A 19,451-nucleotide genomic window follows, 5' to 3' on the forward strand; every position below is an offset into this window, starting at 1 on the left:
CATCAACTAACAGTATATGTCAAACCAAAACCACCTTCCAATTAAATAATTAATCAGAAGGTGGCACTAGTTTCAAATTTATAATTAAACTCAAGCTTATTCTTTACTTATTTATCATACACTATTTTTTCTCCCCGACCATTAATTACTGCACTCTCTACAGCTAAATTATTAATTACTTCAGCAAATTCTTCAGTAATATAATAATTATCACTAAAATGGATCGGTACCAACAGTTTTGGGGCTATAGTCTGAGCAAAATACTGCCCTGCCAAATAGTAATGCTCTTCTAATCGTGGATCTACAGGTACAAAAGCAATATCTAAATTCTTATCTTTAAATCGAGCTAATTCTTCTTTAAAGTCTTCTTCTTCTACTTTTCTTTCGGCAGCACTAAATTTCTTCCAATGCCACCAATTCAAATCTCCTGAATGAAAGATATTAAATCCATCAACTTCTACATAATAAGATAAACCTTGGTCTGTCGTACCATAAGTTTCAATTACTAAATCATCTATATTTAAATTTTCATATTTATCAAGTACATAGTAATTATCCTTCTTTTGTTGGGCAGTCGACAATTTAACATCTGCACTTAAAATATAATTTATATTATCATTCTCTTCTTCCCAGTCAAAAATAACCCGGTTAAAATGATCATGATGATTGTGCGTTACAAAAACAAAAATATCCTTCTCTTCTCTTAATAATTCTTCATTAATTACTCCCTGTTCTAATCTTCTTTCATCGCCGGCTGAACGATCATTATAATAATCAAAGATAAGTACCTTATCTGCAGTTTTAACTGCTACTCCGCTATGATAGAGATGATATATCTCTACTTCCGCACTCATCAATAACCCCCCTTTAGAAATTACCAAAACCCAAACATTCGTTTATCATCTTTTTTCTTATTTTCTTGTTTTAGTTCATTTACTTCTTCTTTCAGCTCTGTGACTTGCTGTTTATAATCTTCCAATTCATCTTTTAAATTATTCTTAATCCGCTGTTCCTTAGCCAAAGCAAATTTTAGAGACGTCACATTTTCTTGCGAATCGAAAACACTTAATAATTTTCTTTTTTCATCTTTTTTAGCTTCAGCATCATCTACATTATTTAAAATCAACTGACATACATTTTTCAAAATAAAATAAATTTGTTCTTGACCAACATTTTCATTAGCAATCATTTTATCGATTAAAACTGAAGCCCGGTTAACACTTTTGTTATTAGTATTTTCTTTAAAATTTTCATTATTAACGAGCATTTTGTTCAAAATCTGTTGCCGATTATCATCTAACTTTTGAAAGTAATTCATATAAGCTCTGACACCAATTGTTGATGGAAAATCTATTACATAATCAATTGCTTCAGAAATTTTCTGCATTTTTTCCTTTTTCAGTAGCTCAACTATCATCTGTCTGGCGGCTTTAGAATCACTCTGTGATAACCGATACCCATTCTCTTTGTATTTCGTTCTTAAAGTTTTTAATGATTCACCTGCATCCATAAGAATCCCCCTTCGAACTGATTTTCCTAATTTACCCATTCAGCAAATTTCAGCTCCTTGACACCATATTATAATTTTCTACAATATATAGAATATTCCTTTTTAAAATCTAATTTAATCATGAATTTAGCTGAATTAATTAGTTAATTTGGGATGACTGTATTATTTTCTACCAAATACCCAAAAGACTCCACTATTTGCAGATCAAATCTTTTCTAGCTTCAATAGTTTAGCTTTAGAATCTATTATTCGACAATTAGTATTATTATTTTAGCATATCCTCAATTACAATTCAAAACTAATAATTTCATTTTATTTTATTCCGCCCATTTATTCATCTTTTGTTGTACTAGTTCGTTAACATTCTGCTCAGTAGCAGTTAATATTTCAAGCCCCTCACTAACATTACTAATTGTATAAATATTAAACTTATCTTCAGCAACAGCCCTAATCACTTCAGATGAAAGCATTAAATCATCTTCATTTTGCTGAGGAATAATCACTCCTTGCTCACCGCTTAAACCTTTTAATTGACACAGACTAAAAAAACCTTCTATTTTATCTATAACTCCCCCTACTGGTTGAATAACTCCTTTCTGATTAATAGAACCAGTCACAGCAATCCCCTGTTTTAATGGTACTTCCGCTAAAGCAGATAATAAAGCATATAACTCAGCACTCGAAGCACTATCACCATCAATTTCTGAATATAATTGTTCAAAACAGATCCGCGCTGATAAATTCAAATTTATCTCTTGAGCAAAATTTTGCCCCACATAACTCTCTAAAATCATAACACCTTTATCATGTATTTTACCACTAGTATTGATTTCTCGTTCAATATTAATAATTCCTTCTTCCCCTTTATAAGCTACAGCAGTGATCCGGGTTGGACGCCCAAAACTATAGTCTCCTACATCTATAATTGATAAAGCATTTACCATACCTATTTCTGCGCCTGTAGTATTGATTAGAATTTTATTGTTTTTATAAAATTCTTGCAATTTACTTTCATATTTATTATTCCAATACTTTCTTTGCTGTTGTACTTGCTCTATCTCAGCAGCAGTAATTAATTGTTGTTCATTTTTAGAAGCAATTAAATTAGCCTCAACTAATAAATCTGTTACTACACTATAATTGATTTCTAATTTATTTTTATTTTCAGCCTGTCGTGAACAATATTCAATCACTTTTGCTACTGCCTCGTGATTTAAATCTAATAACCCTTCTTGACTACATTTATAACTTATAAATTGAGCTAGTTTATAAATATTAGCATGATTTCTAGACATCTCAGTACTAAAATCAGCTTTGATTTTAAATAACTCTTTAAATTCATCATCATAACATTGTAATAAATAATATAATTGCGAGCAACCAATTATAATCACTTTTATATTAGCTGCTAACTTCTGCGGCAACAAAGTAGCAATTGGTAGCTGTTCATATTCTGTTCCTAAATTCTCCATCTTTATCTGCTCAGATTTTAATACCTGCTTTAATAAGGGCCAAGCCTTAAAGTTACTTAATAATTTCTCGGCTTCAAGGATTAAATAACCTCCATTAGCTTGCTGCAAGGACCCAGCTTTAATCTTCTTAAAATTAGTTTTTAATCCCTGCTGTAAATTTTCATACTCTACACGCCCTAATAAATTATAATAAGTAGGGTTATCTTCTTTAATTACTGGAGCCCCTTTTAAAGAGCTATTATCAACAATTAAATTAACTTCATACTGAGAAAAGTCTTCTTCTTTCTCTTCAGTAAATAAAATAACACTTTCCGATTGTTCTTCTTCTTTGAATTGATCAATATTATTTAATAAATCTAATTTTAAATCATCTAAATAGGAAACAACTTTATCTAAATTAGCAAATGACTGATATAAATTTTCTAATTTATTTTCTACTATTTCTTTCACTAATTTATTATTTAAGGCAGCTAACTTTGTTTCATATTTTGCTTCTAAATCATCTAAACGATCAAAAACTAATTCTATTTTATCTTCAATAATTGATACTTTATGGTCAATTTCTTCTTGCTGTTCTAAGGTTAAATTATTATATTCTTCTTCACTCATTGCTTCTTGATCATCGCTTAAAGGGGTAATAGAAAAGCCTTCCTCCTCTTTGATTAATAAATATCCCATTTCCTTTGCTTCTACCTTAATTTTAGTTAAAATTTCCTTTGTTTGTTGTTGATACTCTTTTTTTATCTCACGTTTTTGTTTATTATACTTTTCACTCGTAAATAAATTATTAACCTCATCTTTAATCGCTTCAATCTTACTCTCTATTTCCTGCTTGAATTCTCTTCCCCGCCCCGCAGGTAATTTTAAAAGCAAAGGCTGAGTTGGAGAATTAAAATTATGAACATAACATAAATCTGGCGGTATTTGTTCTTGAGCAGCAGTCTCTTTTATCTTTTTGATTATGTAATCTCTTTCTTCAGTACCAGAAAAATTGAGCACATAAATATTATATCCCTTCTGTTTGAGGTTTAAACCAAAATTGAGAGCCTCAAGGGCTCTATCTTGTCCTATTACTTCAAATTGCCCTTCCAATTCAGCCGTAGTTGTAAAATTAAATAACTCAAAATTGCAATTACAGCTTAATTGTTCCGACTTTAATCTATACTCAGACATGAAATCACTCCTTTCATGTTATAGTATATTTGTTTACTTTGGATTTTGATAATTATTTTTTAACGAAATTGAGGTTCAGTAAATTCTCCTAGGGCAATGTATATTAAATCATCTCCTTGTTGAATTAGCTCTTCATTAGCAGGATTAGTTATAATCTTCCCTTTACGTTTAATGCCAATTAAAATCAAATTTGTTTCTCGTTTGTATTTAATAAACAAATCAATAAATCTAACTCCTAATTCCGCCTCAACTGCTGTTAACATATAAATTTGCCGGCCGCTTTCATTTGATAATAACTGTTCTATAATTTGTGAAGTGCCACTATATAAAGCACTCCGGACTAATAATTGACTATTAATCGAACTATTGACTATAACTTCATCTACCTGAGCATTAATTAAATGAATTTGATTCTCTCTATTACTAATTTCAGCAATAGTATAAATATTCGGATTGAGATTTTCAATTGTTAAAACAGTTAAAACTGTACGAGCATCATTATTAGTTTCATTTAAAATAATAGCTGCCCGCGCTGTTTTAACTCCCGCTTTAATCAATGCTTCTTTTTGGTCTGTCTTACCCCGAATAAAATGAACTAATTCGTTATCTACAAATGGATCACGCTCTAAATCTGCTAATAAAACTAATTTACTATCTTCAATCTCTTCATCTAATAATTGATTAACTACATTCTTAGTTTTTTTGTTCCAGCCACAAACAATTAAATGATCTGTATAATCAGTTTGCACTTCTCCTAACTCCTTTCGTCGGCTACTGCCAATTAATAAATCCGAAAATTTTGCCGTAACACCACTAACCACTCCAATACCTACAAACATCAAAATAACAGCTATAACTCGTCCTAAAAAAGAATGAGGATATTTATCTCCATAACCTACTGTTGTTATTGTTACTATCACCCACCACAGATCATCAGCAAAGTTGCTAAAACTATCGCCGCTTTCTACAATCAAAATCCCTGCTGCACTTAAAACCATAATTACAACTGCAATTAAAATTAATCTAATAAAAACATATTTATCACTTGCTTTTCTTAAATTACTAAAATAGTTGTTCAATAAATCAAACATCTCTTTCCCTCCAATTAGCTAATTTCTAATTAATTATAGTTTTACCACAAGCAGCAAAAAAATTAATCATTTTTTTCTACCAATAAAAAAATCATAGGTCTCAGACCTATGACTAAAAATACTATCTAATGTTTTTACAATACTCCCTTTTGTCTCAATTGTCTTTGTTTAAATAGAACCCATTCAATTAATTTCTCTTGTTCTGTAACTGAAATATCAATAAATTCTACTCCTAAATCATAAAAAGGTTTTTTAGGATCAGGGTCCTCTTTTTCATCTAAACGAACTACTCTACCTTTGAGCAAATTAATACCACAAGATAAATTATTTAGCTTTAAATCTAAAACTTGATACATAGCTACTCCATTTAATTCCTCTAACCTGATTTTCAAGCCTGAAGCACTAATATCTAACATCATTGCTGATAAGAAATTATCTTCTATATTAATAATTCTTTGATATTCAATTTCTTTTCTTAAAGGGAGCCGCACATACTTTCTTCTTTGAATCCGTCTTATCTTACTCTTTCTGGTCACTATAAATTTCTTACGATATTCTTTAACTCTTTTAACTTTAACATCTAAACGATTTAGCCCAGCCTGTCCAGCAAAAGAAATAGTTAATAACTCTCCTTGCTCAATTATATCCGGTTTTTGACCGTCTTTTTTTGGTAATTCTAGTTCAATCATTTTCTTATAAACCGCTAATACTCTAACCCGATATAGGTTAGTATTATTGTTATAGTCTTTACCTATAGTAACCTTTTGCCCTGAACTAATTTTATTCTGATGCAAAATTTCATCTCACCTCCACAGTTACCTCGATTATATTTTTAATTAGAATAGATTCATTTTTTATATTTTCTAAATAATGTATTTTATTAATTTTTTTTCTTCTTTTTACTTATTTCTATATCTTTTATAAAATTCCTGTTTCAAATATCTTTTATTTTCCAATTGATAGTTAAATAATCACTTATTATAAAATGAAAACTAATAATTTAATTAATTAACGTAAATAATACTATTAAGTGAGGTGATTAAAATAACTGCTAAACATTATGATGTCATCATTGTTGGAGCTGGTCCGGCTGGAATAGCCGCTGCTATTAAATTAGCTCAAAATAATATCCCCGTTTTAGTCATCGAACGAGGACGTTATCCAGGAGCAAAAAATATGTTTGGAGGAGCAATTTATCGCAAACCAACAGCAAAAGTGATTCCAAATTTTTGGGAAAATGCTCCATTAGAGAGATCGATTATCACTGAAGAATTATGGCTTATGGATACTACTTCTGCTGTTAAGCTAGGTTTCAGTGGGGTTAATTTCTCTAAACCCCCTCATAATAAATTTTCTGTTATTCGCAGCAAATTTGACAACTGGTTTGCTCAACAAGCCGTCACAGCAGGAGCAGAACTATTAACTAATACAGTTGTCATCGACTTAGTCTATCAACAACAAGGCCTAATTAAGAAAAAAGTAAGTGGGGTTAAACTAGATTCAGGAACTACAATTTCAGCCAATATAGTCTTATTAGCTGAAGGGGGGCAGGCTAAGTTAACTCTTCAAGCTGGATTACGAGACAAACTAAAGGCAGAAGATTTCAGATTATATATTAAAGAAGAACTAGCTTTACCTCAATCAGAGATCAATTCACGTTTTAACCTAAAAGATAATCAAGGTGCTATTATTGCAATGATGGGCCAAGCTGTCTCTAATATTATTGGCAAAGTTGGTCTATGGACCAATCGCAATTCTCTATCCTTAACTATAGGAGCTAATTTACAAAAATTAAATGAACATGACTTAGAATTACAAGAAATGATGGCTCATTTTAAATCACATCCGCTTATTCAAAATTTAATCAAAGATACAGAACTAATCAATTACAAATCACTCACTGTACCAGATGGAGGATATCATAAATTACCTAAATTATATGATGATGGTATATTAGTTGCTGGCAATGCTGCTAGGTTAGTTGCAGGTCGTCGCGGGTCTGATTTAGCTATGCTAAGTGGTATCTATGCTGCTGAAGTGATTACTCAGGCTCATGCAGCACAAGATTATAGTGCTAAAATTCTTAAAATTTATGAGCAAAAGATAAAAAACAGTTTCTTTATGCAAGATATAAAAAAGGAAACAACAATTAATAATTACTACCGGACTAATCCTCAAATTGAATGTATGCTCTCTAAAAGTTTAAATAATGCCGCCTATAAATTTTTTGATACTGGATTTATCTCTACTTCAGATAAAATTGACCAAATAAAAAGTGAAACACTGGAAATGCAGCCTTTACCACAGACTATATCTGATTTATTCTATACTATTAAACGTTGGAGTGTGTATTAATTATGACTAAAACCACCAAAGAATTATTGCAATCTGTCAAAATTTCAGCAGCAGAGGAGTCACATATTCACATTGAAAATAAAGATATCTGTTTAGAACAGTGCCAGAAAAAATACTGTACTAGCTTTTGTCCAACTAATGTATTTACTTGGTCCACTGAACAAGAAAAAATTATAATTAATAATCAGCACTGTATTGAGTGCTTAGCCTGTCCCTTTGGCTGTCCCTACAATAATATTTACTGGCAGTTTCCACCATCAGGCTATGGAGTGGAATACTAAATTGATTGATAAACAAACTTCTGATATCCAAAATAAAAAACTAATCACTTTTTCTTTAGCAATTGTACCTTTAGCTATGGTCCTTGGTAATTCTATGTTAATTCCTGAACTGCCAAACTTAGCTGAGGTTTTAGGAGTAAGCAACTTTGAAATTGGCTTATTAATCACCTTCTTTTCTTTAAGTGGTGGCCTCTCTATACCCATTTTAGGCTATCTATCTGACAAATATAATCGTAAGCGAATCCTAATTTATTCTCTTTTAATCTACGGCACTGGGGGAATCATAGCTGGGCTATTAGCTTTACTTAATAATCCTCAAATTTATTCTTACATTTTATTTGCCCGAATCATTCAAGGCTTTGGAGCGGGAGGAACTTATCCACTAGCTATCGCTTTAGCAGGAGATATTTTTAACCCTCAAAATCGCAAACAAATTTTAGGTATTTTAGAAGCTGCTAATGCCTTCGGAAAGGTTGTTAGCCCTTTCTTAGGGGCTTTAATTGCTCTTTTCTTCTGGCCAGGTTTATTTTTTATTTATGCTATTTTAACACTACCCTTAGCAATTATTATTTATTACTTTATTCCGGAACCACAACCTAGTACTATAAAAATAAATTTTAAAGACTATCTGATTCAAATCACTACTATTATCACTGACAAAGGAAGTTCTTTTATACTTTACTTAGCCACTTCTATAGTTGTTCTATTTATCTTATTTGGAGTTTTATCTTTTGTTTCAGAAACTCTCAGCACAGTTTACAATATTTATGGTTTAACTAAAGCTGGGTTAATTGCTATTCCAATTATAGCAATGGTAATTACTGCTTATTTGATGGGATTATATCTAAAAAGAAATAATCCGCAGCTCAACTATTTATTGAGTAGCGGATTATTACTTGATGCTATTTCACTTTTAACTCTACCTTTTTTAGATGGTTTAATACTCTATTTAGTATTAATTGCTTGTGTTGGAATTGCTAACGGTATTGTTCTAACTGTTTTAAATACAATTATTACTAGCAGCAGTAGTGAAAGCTACCGCGGTGGTTTAACATCTATTTATAGTAGTATGAGATTCTTAGGAATTGCTCTTGGCCCACCTGTTTTCACACTATTAAATCAAATTAGTACTTTTACTATGTTCGCTATACCAGCTTTAATAGCTATGATCCTCAGTTTATTTGCCTTCTTTATCTAATGATCCCATTTTCATGACTTCGAATAATCTCTTCAAACTCTTTAACAATATATTCAATATCATCTTGATAACCTAAATCAACTAAATTTTTTCCACTTTCAGAATCTAAATTTAATTTAATCCCTCCAATAATAAAAAAGCTAGATACAGTTAACTGCATCTAGCTTAAACTTTTAATTATTATTTTTACGTCTCATTTGTACCATAATGCAACTATTAGTTATGAGATCTATATATAAGCATCTAAAAAATCAATCAGACTAGACAATACTAGAACTATGCCAGCGGTTAAATTATTATGTACATAATTACTAAAGAAAATAAATAAAAATAGGGGTAAAATAATAATTTGAGTTAAAGTAAGATAATTAGCTAAACTCTCATTGATTCCTCCTAAACTAAATAAAACTAATTCCCCCTAATAAAATTATAAACTTATTATTTTTCTTCTTCTGTTGGGTTTATGATCTGTCCCCCGCTAATCTCTTGACTTAAAATATTTAAATTCTTATCAAGTTCTAAAGATAAATTAATGGAATCATAACAATTAGGACAGACAAGTTCTTTTTGAATAGAGTAATCATATTCTTCAGCACCATAAGTAGGTTGAAAATCATAATTCTTTCTAAATACAGAATCAATTTCTTCCTGACATTTATTGCATCTTACTTTTAATTTAATTAGATCCTTCTGACTGCCAATACCTAATAGCTTTTTTATTTTATCAAAAATGCCCATTTTATCACCTCAATTAATACTTGATAGTAAATCGAAAGTGATCATCATCTGGTTCTACCCATTCATAATCAAACTCATCAATTTCAGCACCTGATGTTCCAGATTCTAAAAATTCAATCAACTCTGTTAAATCATCTTCAGCGCCTTGAGCTAACACTTCTACTTCATTCCCCGATACATTTCTAATATATCCAGTGATACCAAGTCTTGTCGCCTTTTGTTGTGTAGAAGCCCGATAAGCAACACCTTGAATTCTTCCCTTTACAGTTACTTTAACTGCTTTATCAGCCATAAATTAAAATCCCCCTATTAGTTAATTTTTCCTCAATTCACTAATTACTATTCCCTATACAATATATTTTAATTACTATATATGAATTTCTTTAAAAGAATCAGTTTTCCTTTACTACAGCTTTAGATTTACAAAAAGAATAAATGTGCCTCTTGCTAAATACAACAGGCACTTTAAAAATATTTTTATTACAAGCTATTATCGACAGAAAAAACAGTTAATCTAAATACTTAGATTAACTGTGCCCAAATAGATTACTAATCTATTCTTCTAACAACTTCTCTAAAGTTTCTTTAACTTTATCTGGTTTAATTGGTTTTACAATAAAGTCTTTAGCCCCTGCTTCAATTGCTTCTAATACCATCGGCTTTTGCCCCATAGCACTACACACAACTATTCTAGCATCAGGATCATAATCAATAATCTCTTTAGTAGCTTCAATACCATCCATTCCAGGCATTGTAATATCCATAGTTACTAAATCAGGCTCTAATTCTTTATACTGTTGAATTGCATCTTCACCATTTTCTGCTTTTCCTACTACTTCATAACCATTATCTTCAACTATTTTAGCAAGCATTGTTCTCATAAAATTAGCATCATCTGTAATTAATATTTCTTTAGCCATGTTAGCCCTCCTAACTTATACCTAACTTACTTTATCATCATAAAATTAAATATGTAGTAAAGTTTATTTCTGACTGTCTCCTTTATAATTTTATTATATTTAGAGCTAAAAATCAAGTTCATTCCTCACTATCATCTAAAAAAATCTCATCTACTACCGCTAAATAATCTACAACTATCATTCCATCATTAGTTATTTTGTAATCTTCTTTTGCTATTTCATTATAGGGTATACTTTTTCGCCCTCCATTATTCATTTGTTCCCAATATTCCTCTAATAACCCAAATGGCAAATAATAAATTTCATCTAAAGTACTAAACTGCAGTAAGATAAATCCTATTCCTCCACTAGCCACCCATGATTTTAAAAAGCTATACTGGTGCTCTTTAATATTACTCAAATCAAATCTTGTTTCCACATTGGTCTCTTTAGCTTCAAAGGCCAAAGCAATACCTTGGTAAGTCCCCATATAATCAACTGTTGATTTTTGTTCATAAAAACCACTACGGATATTTCCCGTTTGAGGATTAATATCTAAGACTTTTACTGGTGTAGGTATTTTTTGTACTACTGCTTTGTTTTGAAATTTATACTGCTGATTAGAGGTCTGAATCATTTTTTCAAATGATTTTCCTCTATTTCCATATCTCATGTATTATTATCCTCCCTACTGAATTGTTTAAGATCAGCTATCATTAAATTATAATTACTTTGATTAATTTCTGAAGTTAATAAATATAATTTATTTTGCTGCTGGTTCCAAGCCAAACGATTAATATAATGATCCAATTTAATTTTATTAAGTAATTGATTATTATCTAAAGAATAGATATAAATCATTTTATCAACTGCTGCAAAAATTCTGCGTTGTTCTTCATCAACTGCAAAATCTTTAGGAGTCGAAATCTTATCAAATTTATTTTTCAATGAAGCTTTTCCAGATTTTATTCCTGAATAAACCTGCAGTGGATGATGTGTATTAGCTACATAGAGACAACTTTCTCCATTAATCTCACAAAACATACTATTTTTAACAATTCCAATATCAAATTTAGAAATAGGCTGCTGTAAATTATCCAATATATAAATTAAACTCTCACCAAATACTTTATCAATAAATAAATATTCTTCATCTAATATATCTATTTGTGAAGCATTAATTACATTATTATTATGAGTTACTTTTAATCTTTCTATTATTTTACCTTCTTCAATATCAAATTTGATTAAATTGTATTCTCCACTAACAGCTACATACATTTTTTCTGCAGTTAAACTAATATCTTTAATAGATTTTGCAAAAGAAAACTGCTGCTGCGAAAAATCTTCTAAATCTAGCCGGAGTAAAGTTTTCTTATTCTTGGCTAAAGCGAATAAATAATTGTTCTGTTCCCCTAAAAATAATTTCTCAACTGCAAAATCCCAATTTACTTTTTTCTCTACTTTTTGACTTTCAGCATCTAAAATAAGCAACTTGTTTTGTTGAGCATTATTCAAGTATAATTTAGAACGAGTTTCATCAATAACTATATCTGATAGTTGGCCCTGTAAATCAACCTTAGTTATTCTTTGTGGTAGAGTTTCAATCATTTTTTCATTACTAATAGATAAATAACCGGAATTATTAATAACCATTACTTGATAAGAATATACCTGTTTCGGATTAATATTATAATCGACATAAGAGTTTTGACTTTGATTATTAATTGTAGCAATTACATCTGCTTGACCGTCAATAAAATTATTATTACTGCGTAAAATTTTATAAGTGTAAAAATCATCTTTAGGATATTTAGACCAAGTGACTTTAATACCTGATTTTAAAGAAGACGTAGTCAAATCATCTAGAGATACTTGTGGTGGATAATCTCCTTTAACATTAAAAGAGAATTCATGTTGAATTTGTTCCCCAGATTGATCTTTGATAGTTAAAAAGAGAGTATAATCCCCAGGTAAATTAGGAGTTAAATAATTTATTTGTGACTTATTTTTTTCTAAAATTTGGCCACCATTAGCTGTCCATTTATAATCTAAATCTCTTCCTTGATCGTTTTTTACATTAACAGAAAATTTAACTAAACGTTTAGGAAGAAAATGACCTTCCTTATTATATTGTTCTGAATCTACATTAAAATCATTGATGACTAATGATTGATTACAACCACTTACTACTAACAACATTAAACTTAATAGTATAAATTTAGCTAAAAGTTTATAATTTCGTTTCATTACAATTATTAACCCCTTTGTATTTTTAATCATTAGGATTTTAACAATAATAAATCAGTTCATTGTTTCTTTAACAGACTGGTTATTATAATAAGCTTGTTCAGGGTCTACATGAACCATCACTTCCCGAACTCGCTCATGATTAGCAACTAGCTCTTCCCTAACCTTAACAGCAATTTTATGCCCTTCAATTACAGTTAATTGATCTTTAACTACAATTGCTACATCTACATATAAATAGGGTCCATATGACCTTAATTTTATATCTCCTACAGTAATTACTCCCGAAATTTCTTTTACATCCGAAGTAATCCTCTCTACTTTATGAGTGTTTGGTACAGCATCCATTAAATCATCAATAGCATCAAGTAAAATTTCAACTCCTACTTTAATTATTAATGAGGAAACAACTAATCCTGCTACAGGATCTAAGATAGGATATCCTAATCTTGCTCCAGCTGCTCCAATTAAAGCAGCAATTGAGGATAATGCATCAGAACGATGATGATGGGCATCTGCTATTAAACCCTTGCTATTAATTTCACGCCCTATCTTTACTGTATATCTATAAAGTAATTCTTTAACTAAAATAGATAATGCTGCTACCCATAAAACTAAAGTACCCGGTACAGCAATCTGATTATTGATAATACTAACCACTGCATCTTTAATTAAGAATATTCCTGTTGCTATTAAAATTAATCCTAATATTATAGTAGCAATTGATTCAGCTTTACCATGTCCATAAGGATGGTCTTGATCAGGTGGGGTTTTAGATATTCTAATACTCATTAAGATAATCACTGTTGAAACAACATCTGATACTGAATGAAAACCGTCAGCCACCAGTGCCTTACTACTAAAAGTAAATCCTACAATCACTTTCAAAACAGCTAGTAGGACATTAGATATCAAACTAATAATACTTACTTTTTTTCCTTGTTTATATCTTTCTGACATTGTTAGCCTCTTTTCTTTTAAATAATAAACATAAATGTCAAAGTAATTAGTTTAATACTTTGACATTACTATATTATAACTTATTTAAGCCCCTTTTTCAATTTAATTAGAAAAAAGTTTTTAAATTTATTTGGTTATTACTTATATATATGATAAATTAAAAGTATACAATATAAGAACAGAGTAATTTTACAGGAGGTAAAATTGATGAATAAGCAAGATTTAATTAACAAACTAGAAAAAATAAATAATTTAGAAGTAATTAAAAATCAATCATTAAGCCACTATACTTCTTTTGAAGTAGGTGGTCCTAGTGATATATTCTTAATCCCTAATCATATTACAGCAGCCCAAAAATCTTTTGAATTAATTAATCAAGCTGAACTACCTTACTTAATTTTAGGTGCAGGTAGTAACTTAGTAGTTTCTGACCAAGGCTTCCGCGGAGCAACTATTTATACAGAACAATTAAATAAAATCAAAGTAAATGATACAACCATTACTGCTCAAGTTGGTATTTCATTAGCTGATTTAGCAGAAAAAGCTGCTGAAGCTGGCTTAACTGGCTTAGAATTTGCTAGCGGTATTCCTGGTAGTTTAGGAGGGGCATTATATATGAACGCTGGCGCTTATGGGGGAGAAATGAAAGATGTTGTCTCGGAAATTACTGTTATTAACCCTCAGGGCCAAAAAGAAACTCTTGATCGTTCCGAAATCAACCTTGGTTATCGCCAAAGTATTTTACAGGAACAACCTTACCTAGCTGTGCAGGCAAAAATTGAATTAGACCGCGGGGTTAAAGAAAAAATCAAGTCTAAAATCGAAGAACTAACAAACAAACGCTGGGGCAAGCAGCCAATGGAAATGCCGAGTGCAGGCAGTATGTTTAAACGACCTGAAAACCACTATGCTAGTGCCTTGATTGATGAAGCTGGATTAAAAGGCACTCGAGTTGGAGGCGCTCAAATATCTACTAAACACGCTGGATTTGTAGTTAATTTAGGCTCAGCTACTGCTCAAGATATTAAACAATTAGTACAAGTAGTCCAAGAAAAAATATATCAAGAATATGAAGTTAAATTAGAAACAGAACCGCGCTTTATTGGAGACTTTAAATGAACTAAGGCTGCTCATCCAAGCTTATTTTAAAAAAGACGTTTAAATTATCTAATTTATTAAGTAAAGAAAGCAATTACAATCTAGATTGTAATTGCTTTCTTTACTATTATTCTTCATTGATTTTCTCTATAAAATTAATAGTAGTTATCTCTTTTATTTTCTCCCACTTCTGCGGCCGACTAAATAAATAGCCTTGGATATAATCACATCCCTTTTCTTGCAATCTTTGGTATTGCTCTTTATCTTCTATTCCTTCTGCTACTACAGGCAAATTAAAACTATGAAATAACTTTATTAAATTCCCCATAGCCGATGCCTTTGCTTCTAAAAACTTATCATTTAAAGATTTATCAAGTTTAACCTTATCTAAAGGAATATAATTTAAATAATTCAAAGAAGAATATCCGGTTCCAAAATCATCTAAAGCAAGTTTAATCCCTAAATCTTTTAATTGCTTTAAAAATTTCACAGCCTCTTCTTCTTTTTTGATCAGTATACTTTCAGTGATTTCTATTTCAATCAATTCAGGAGCTACATTATTTTCCTGTAGAGTTTCCTTTAAAAACTTAATATAATTATGGTCTTCTAATTGATGTACTGAAAAGTTAATAGCAATTTTTTTAGGAGCTTTTCCTTTTGCTAAGTCAGTGCTAATTTTTCCTATTACTCTTTTAGTGACCCACCGCCCAATCTCTATAATCAATCCACTATTCTCAGCTATAGGAATAAATTTACCAGGCGATATATCATATTCCTTTAATCTGATTAAGGCTTCTAAATACTCAGCTTGACCATTATCAAGATCGATTTGGGGTTGATATTTTAATTCAAATCCATTATTATTTAAAGCCTTCTCTAATATTTTCTTGATTCTTTTTCTTTCCTCTATTTTTTCTATCAATTTAATATTATAATAGAAATAATCCTTCTTTGTATTCTCTTTAGCCCGATACATAGCTGCATCAGCATTAGTAATTAATTGATTCGGACTATAAGCATCATTAGGATAGAGAGTAATACCGATACTAAAATCAATTTCTAGTTCATTATTCTTAATTAAAAAAGCTTTATTTAAACTATTTCTAATTTTATTAATTTGAGTCTCAATACTTTCCAAATCAGTTCTATTCTTTAATAAAAATAAAAACTCATCTCCCCCATACCTTGCTACAAAAAATTCCTCATTTGATAATTTAAGCAACCTTGCTCCTAATCTTTTTAATAATCTATCTCCGTAAATATGTCCTAAAGTATCATTAATTTCTTTAAAATTATCTAAATCTAATAGCATTACTACTCCTTCTTTTTCTTCATCTAATTCTGCTTCAAGCTCTTTCATAAATTTACTTCGATTCGGTAATTCTGTTAGTGAATCATGTTCTGCTTGATATTCAAGCTTTTTATTTAATTGGCTTATTTCTTCAGTATAAGCTCCTAATTGCTGATATGCCGCCTTCACTTCATCTAAATAATCTCTTAAATTATTTCTCATATTATTTAATGCTTGACCTAAATCTCCTATCTCATCTCTTGATTCTATTTTTAAATCTTCAACTTCTAAATTATTGTTAGAAATCTCTTGGGCAAAATTAGTAGCATTAATTATAGGAGTTGAAACTAAATCACCAATATATATAGCTATTAATATAACTGCTAAGGCTACAAATAAGGTTGTTATTATTATTTTCCAATAAAGAGTTTCTGTTTTAGCAGTTAATTCTTCTTTTGGAATTACAGAGATAAACTTCCAATTTGTTTCTTGATCAGTATATATATTAAACAAATAATCTTGCTTATTCATTTCAGCAAAAAAATTATCTGAGCTTATATTTTTCAAATTATTTAGAGCTTTAATATTTAATTTATCGATAGTTTGAAAATTGAATTTAGGATTCTGGGGATGAGCTAAAATCTTTCCCTGCTCAGTAGCTAAAATCAAAAAACCTTCTTCTCCAATTTGAATATTCTTAATCATATTCGTTAATCCATCTAAACTAACATCTAAACCCTGAACTCCAATTACTTCGCCATCATTATTCTTAATTTTAGTCACAGTACTAACAATTATGTTATTATCTAGTTGAGCATGATAAGGGGCAGTTAATACTACCTCCTCTTGACTATTAATTGCCTGTTTATAAAATGGCCTCTCACGAGGATCATACTCAGCACTATTTACCCCTCGTGGCCATTGCACATAACCTCCATCTTTAGTACCAAGATAAACATAGGCAACATTTTTATGTGTTTTAGCAAAATCTTCATAAAATTTATAAATTTCTGCTTCAACCTCTCCGTTTTTTAAGGGGGTCATTTTTAATTTTTCTTTAGTTCTTTTATTGATATAAGTAGTAATCGTCTCATCAGCTTTTTTAACTACTGGGCGAGAGGCTAAAAATTTAGAGTTTTTTGCTACTTCCTCAAAGTAAAGATTTAGAGTATCAGAAGCTTTTTTCATCTCTTTGCTACTAGTTGCAATAAAGTTATTTTTAATTGTTTCCTGCATTGTACTAATTGAAAAATAACTAGCTAACATTAAGGGAACTAAAGCCATTAACAAAAATAGTATAATTAATTTCTTTTTTAGACCACTAAACAATAGTTTTTTTAATTGCTCCATCTTAAAAACCCCCCCCTTTAGAAGATCAATTGCATTTTTTGTCGTTTTTTCTGTTTGATTTATTATTTCTAGTAATAGGATAAAAGTTCCTGCACTATTTTTTATTTACGCCAAAAACCAGATAGTAAAAAGACCAATACTGTATATATCTCCAAACGACCAAGGATCATACAAAAACTAAGCAATAATTTCCCCACTATCGGTAGCGGCACATAAGTATTCAAAGGGCCAATTAACCCCAATCCTGGACCAATATTCCCCAAAGTAGCTGCTACCGCTGAAATAGAACTAATTAAATCTATACCAAAAGAGGTTAAGGTAATAGTAGAAATCACAAATACAATAATATATAAAAAGAAAAAACCCAAAATACTTGTTGATACTTCTTCTGAAATAGCTCTATTTCCTATCTTCAGGGAAGTTACAGCCCGGGGACGAATAACTTTATATAATTCTTGAAATCCTTTCTTCATTAAAGCATAAATCCGAATCACTTTAATTCCCCCAGCAGTTGAACCTGCACAACCACCAATAAACATCAAAATCAACAAAATCCCCCGCGAAAATGGAGGCCAAATATCATAATCTACAGTAGCAAAACCAGCCGTACTAATAATAGAAGTTACTTGAAATGCAGCATACTTAAAAGATTCCACAAATGTCTTATAAACCTGTAGTCTTAAATTAATAGTAATCGCAACAATAGCAGTTACTACAATTAAAGTATAGAAACGAAATTCTTGATTAGTTAATAAAGCCTTAACTTTCCCCGTTAAAACTTGATAATGCAAAGTTAAATTAACCCCTGCTAAAAACATAAAAAACGCCATAATAACTTCAATCATTAAACTATCATAAGCCTTAACACTTAAAGTCCGAGAAGAAAATCCCCCTGTTGAAATAGTACCAAAAGAATGAATCACTGCATCAAACAACGGCATTCCCTGCAGACATAGAACTATTATCTGAACTACAGTTAAAATTAAATAAACCACCCACAGTGTTTTAGCAGTTTCTTTAATTCGAGGTTTTAAGCGTTCATGAATTGGCCCTGGTACTTCTGCTTTAAATAACTGCATTGAACCAGCTAATTCTGGTAAGATTACAATTGAGAGAACAATAATTCCCATTCCTCCTAACCAATGCATTAAACTCCGCCACATTAAGATAGTATGGGACAAACTTTCTAAAGACATAATTACTGTAGCACCAGTTGTAGTAAAACCACTTACACTTTCAAAAAAAGCATCTACGAAATTATCAAAAACTCCAGCTAGTAGAAAAGGAATAGCACCAAAAATGGAAATCAAAAACCAACCTAAAGTCACAATTGCAAATCCTTCCCTATGACGCAGATTCTCTTCTCCTGTTGCTAAATTGCGCAATACTTGTCCGACCACTATTGTAAATCCCATTGTTACAATAAATGCTACTCCATCAACATCTCGATAATAAAGCGCTGTCAAAATGGGAAATACCATACTACCGCCAATGAAAATTAATAAAGTACCTAAAAAACTAAATACTACTCTTAATCTCATATCCTCTCCCCCTAAGCTATATAAAGTGGCACTTTCAGTGCAACTTTATAGTGACAAGTAAAGAGTAATCAATAATGAGTTAAAACCATAAAGTCAAAACCTTAAAAAGATATGAACCCTGAGATGATAGTTTTTGAATTTGATTTTGACTAACTATTAGCTAAATTAAAATCAAAACCAAAAGGCACAACCAAAAAAATAAGCAACCTCATAATGGTACATCCTTGCCTCCACCATTAAAGTA

Annotated in this window: 19 protein-coding genes; 4 read left to right on the forward strand and 15 right to left on the reverse strand. The window is 30.5% G+C overall.

Annotated features, from left to right (window positions below; genetic code table 11):
* Positions 1-107: 107 nt before the first annotated feature.
* The 5 genes from JOC47_RS03150 to JOC47_RS03170 form a co-directional block, all read right to left on the reverse strand.
* Positions 108-854 carry an MBL fold metallo-hydrolase gene (locus JOC47_RS03150; RefSeq protein WP_204700531.1) on the reverse strand — a complete coding sequence of 249 codons (747 nt, stop codon included), beginning with the start codon at positions 852-854 and terminating at the stop codon, positions 108-110.
* Between the two features lie 20 nt (positions 855-874).
* Positions 875-1,510, reverse strand: a complete 636-nt coding sequence (locus tag JOC47_RS03155; protein WP_204700532.1) for a hypothetical protein — start codon at positions 1,508-1,510, stop codon at positions 875-877.
* A gap of 317 nt (positions 1,511-1,827) precedes the next feature.
* The gene (locus JOC47_RS03160) at positions 1,828-4,155 is read right to left on the reverse strand and encodes a Lon protease family protein (RefSeq protein WP_204700533.1); all 2,328 of its coding nucleotides are present in this window, start codon (positions 4,153-4,155) and stop codon (positions 1,828-1,830) included.
* A gap of 59 nt (positions 4,156-4,214) precedes the next feature.
* The gene (locus JOC47_RS03165) at positions 4,215-5,246 is read right to left on the reverse strand and encodes a potassium channel family protein (RefSeq protein WP_204700534.1); all 1,032 of its coding nucleotides are present in this window, start codon (positions 5,244-5,246) and stop codon (positions 4,215-4,217) included.
* Between the two features lie 134 nt (positions 5,247-5,380).
* Complete coding sequence (locus JOC47_RS03170) at positions 5,381-6,040, reverse strand: flagellar brake protein (protein WP_204700535.1); 660 nt, start codon at positions 6,038-6,040, stop codon at positions 5,381-5,383.
* A gap of 241 nt (positions 6,041-6,281) precedes the next feature.
* Between JOC47_RS03170 and JOC47_RS03175 the strand changes: the two genes are divergently transcribed.
* The 3 genes from JOC47_RS03175 to JOC47_RS03185 are packed head-to-tail and all read left to right on the forward strand — an operon-like array spanning position 6,282 to position 9,080.
* Complete coding sequence (locus JOC47_RS03175) at positions 6,282-7,601, forward strand: FAD-dependent oxidoreductase (protein WP_338035307.1); 1,320 nt, start codon at positions 6,282-6,284, stop codon at positions 7,599-7,601.
* A 2-nt stretch (positions 7,602-7,603) separates the two neighbouring features.
* Positions 7,604-7,882 (forward strand): ferredoxin family protein, encoded by a 279-nt coding sequence (locus JOC47_RS03180; protein WP_204700536.1) that lies wholly within the window; start codon positions 7,604-7,606, stop codon positions 7,880-7,882.
* Between the two features lies 1 nt (position 7,883).
* Positions 7,884-9,080 carry an MFS transporter gene (locus JOC47_RS03185; RefSeq protein ID WP_239550892.1) on the forward strand — a complete coding sequence of 399 codons (1,197 nt, stop codon included), beginning with the start codon at positions 7,884-7,886 and terminating at the stop codon, positions 9,078-9,080.
* Here the strand turns inward: JOC47_RS03185 and JOC47_RS03190 are convergent.
* From JOC47_RS03190 to JOC47_RS03220, 8 genes are all read right to left on the reverse strand, one after another.
* The gene (locus tag JOC47_RS03190; RefSeq protein ID WP_204700538.1) at positions 9,073-9,240 is read right to left on the reverse strand and encodes a hypothetical protein; all 168 of its coding nucleotides are present in this window, start codon (positions 9,238-9,240) and stop codon (positions 9,073-9,075) included. The genes JOC47_RS03185 and JOC47_RS03190 overlap by 8 nt on opposite strands.
* Positions 9,241-9,309: 69 nt before the next feature.
* On the reverse strand, positions 9,310-9,468 hold the full coding sequence (locus tag JOC47_RS15945; RefSeq protein WP_369127956.1) for a CDP-alcohol phosphatidyltransferase family protein: 159 nt from the start codon (positions 9,466-9,468) through the stop codon (positions 9,310-9,312).
* A gap of 50 nt (positions 9,469-9,518) precedes the next feature.
* The gene (locus JOC47_RS03195) at positions 9,519-9,818 is read right to left on the reverse strand and encodes a hypothetical protein (protein WP_204700539.1); all 300 of its coding nucleotides are present in this window, start codon (positions 9,816-9,818) and stop codon (positions 9,519-9,521) included.
* A gap of 13 nt (positions 9,819-9,831) precedes the next feature.
* The gene (locus tag JOC47_RS03200) at positions 9,832-10,110 is read right to left on the reverse strand and encodes an acylphosphatase (RefSeq protein ID WP_204700540.1); all 279 of its coding nucleotides are present in this window, start codon (positions 10,108-10,110) and stop codon (positions 9,832-9,834) included.
* A 262-nt stretch (positions 10,111-10,372) separates the two neighbouring features.
* The gene (locus JOC47_RS03205; protein WP_204700541.1) at positions 10,373-10,738 is read right to left on the reverse strand and encodes a response regulator; all 366 of its coding nucleotides are present in this window, start codon (positions 10,736-10,738) and stop codon (positions 10,373-10,375) included.
* Positions 10,739-10,856: 118 nt separating this feature from the next.
* Positions 10,857-11,390 (reverse strand): Holliday junction resolvase RecU, encoded by a 534-nt coding sequence (locus tag JOC47_RS03210; protein ID WP_204700542.1) that lies wholly within the window; start codon positions 11,388-11,390, stop codon positions 10,857-10,859.
* Entirely contained in the window at positions 11,387-12,967 is a 1,581-nt protein-coding gene (locus JOC47_RS03215; RefSeq protein ID WP_204700543.1) for a fibronectin type III domain-containing protein, read from the reverse strand. The genes JOC47_RS03210 and JOC47_RS03215 overlap by 4 nt, the downstream gene beginning before the upstream one ends.
* Positions 12,968-13,021: 54 nt before the next feature.
* Positions 13,022-13,927 (reverse strand): cation diffusion facilitator family transporter, encoded by a 906-nt coding sequence (locus JOC47_RS03220; protein ID WP_204700544.1) that lies wholly within the window; start codon positions 13,925-13,927, stop codon positions 13,022-13,024.
* 207 nt (positions 13,928-14,134) lie between these two features.
* On the opposite strand from JOC47_RS03220, the gene murB reads away from it, so the two are divergent.
* Complete coding sequence (gene murB / locus JOC47_RS03225) at positions 14,135-15,046, forward strand: UDP-N-acetylmuramate dehydrogenase (protein WP_204700545.1); 912 nt, start codon at positions 14,135-14,137, stop codon at positions 15,044-15,046.
* Between the two features lie 106 nt (positions 15,047-15,152).
* Here murB and JOC47_RS03230 read toward each other — a convergent pair whose 3' ends face one another.
* On the reverse strand, positions 15,153-17,666 hold the full coding sequence (locus JOC47_RS03230) for a bifunctional diguanylate cyclase/phosphodiesterase (RefSeq protein WP_204700546.1): 2,514 nt from the start codon (positions 17,664-17,666) through the stop codon (positions 15,153-15,155).
* A 101-nt stretch (positions 17,667-17,767) separates the two neighbouring features.
* On the reverse strand, positions 17,768-19,207 hold the full coding sequence (locus JOC47_RS03235; RefSeq protein WP_204700547.1) for a TrkH family potassium uptake protein: 1,440 nt from the start codon (positions 19,205-19,207) through the stop codon (positions 17,768-17,770).
* Between the last annotated feature and the right edge of the window lie 244 nt (positions 19,208-19,451).

The organism is Halanaerobacter jeridensis, from assembly GCF_016908315.1.
Taxonomy (GTDB): domain Bacteria; phylum Bacillota; class Halanaerobiia; order Halobacteroidales; family Halobacteroidaceae; genus Halanaerobacter; species Halanaerobacter jeridensis.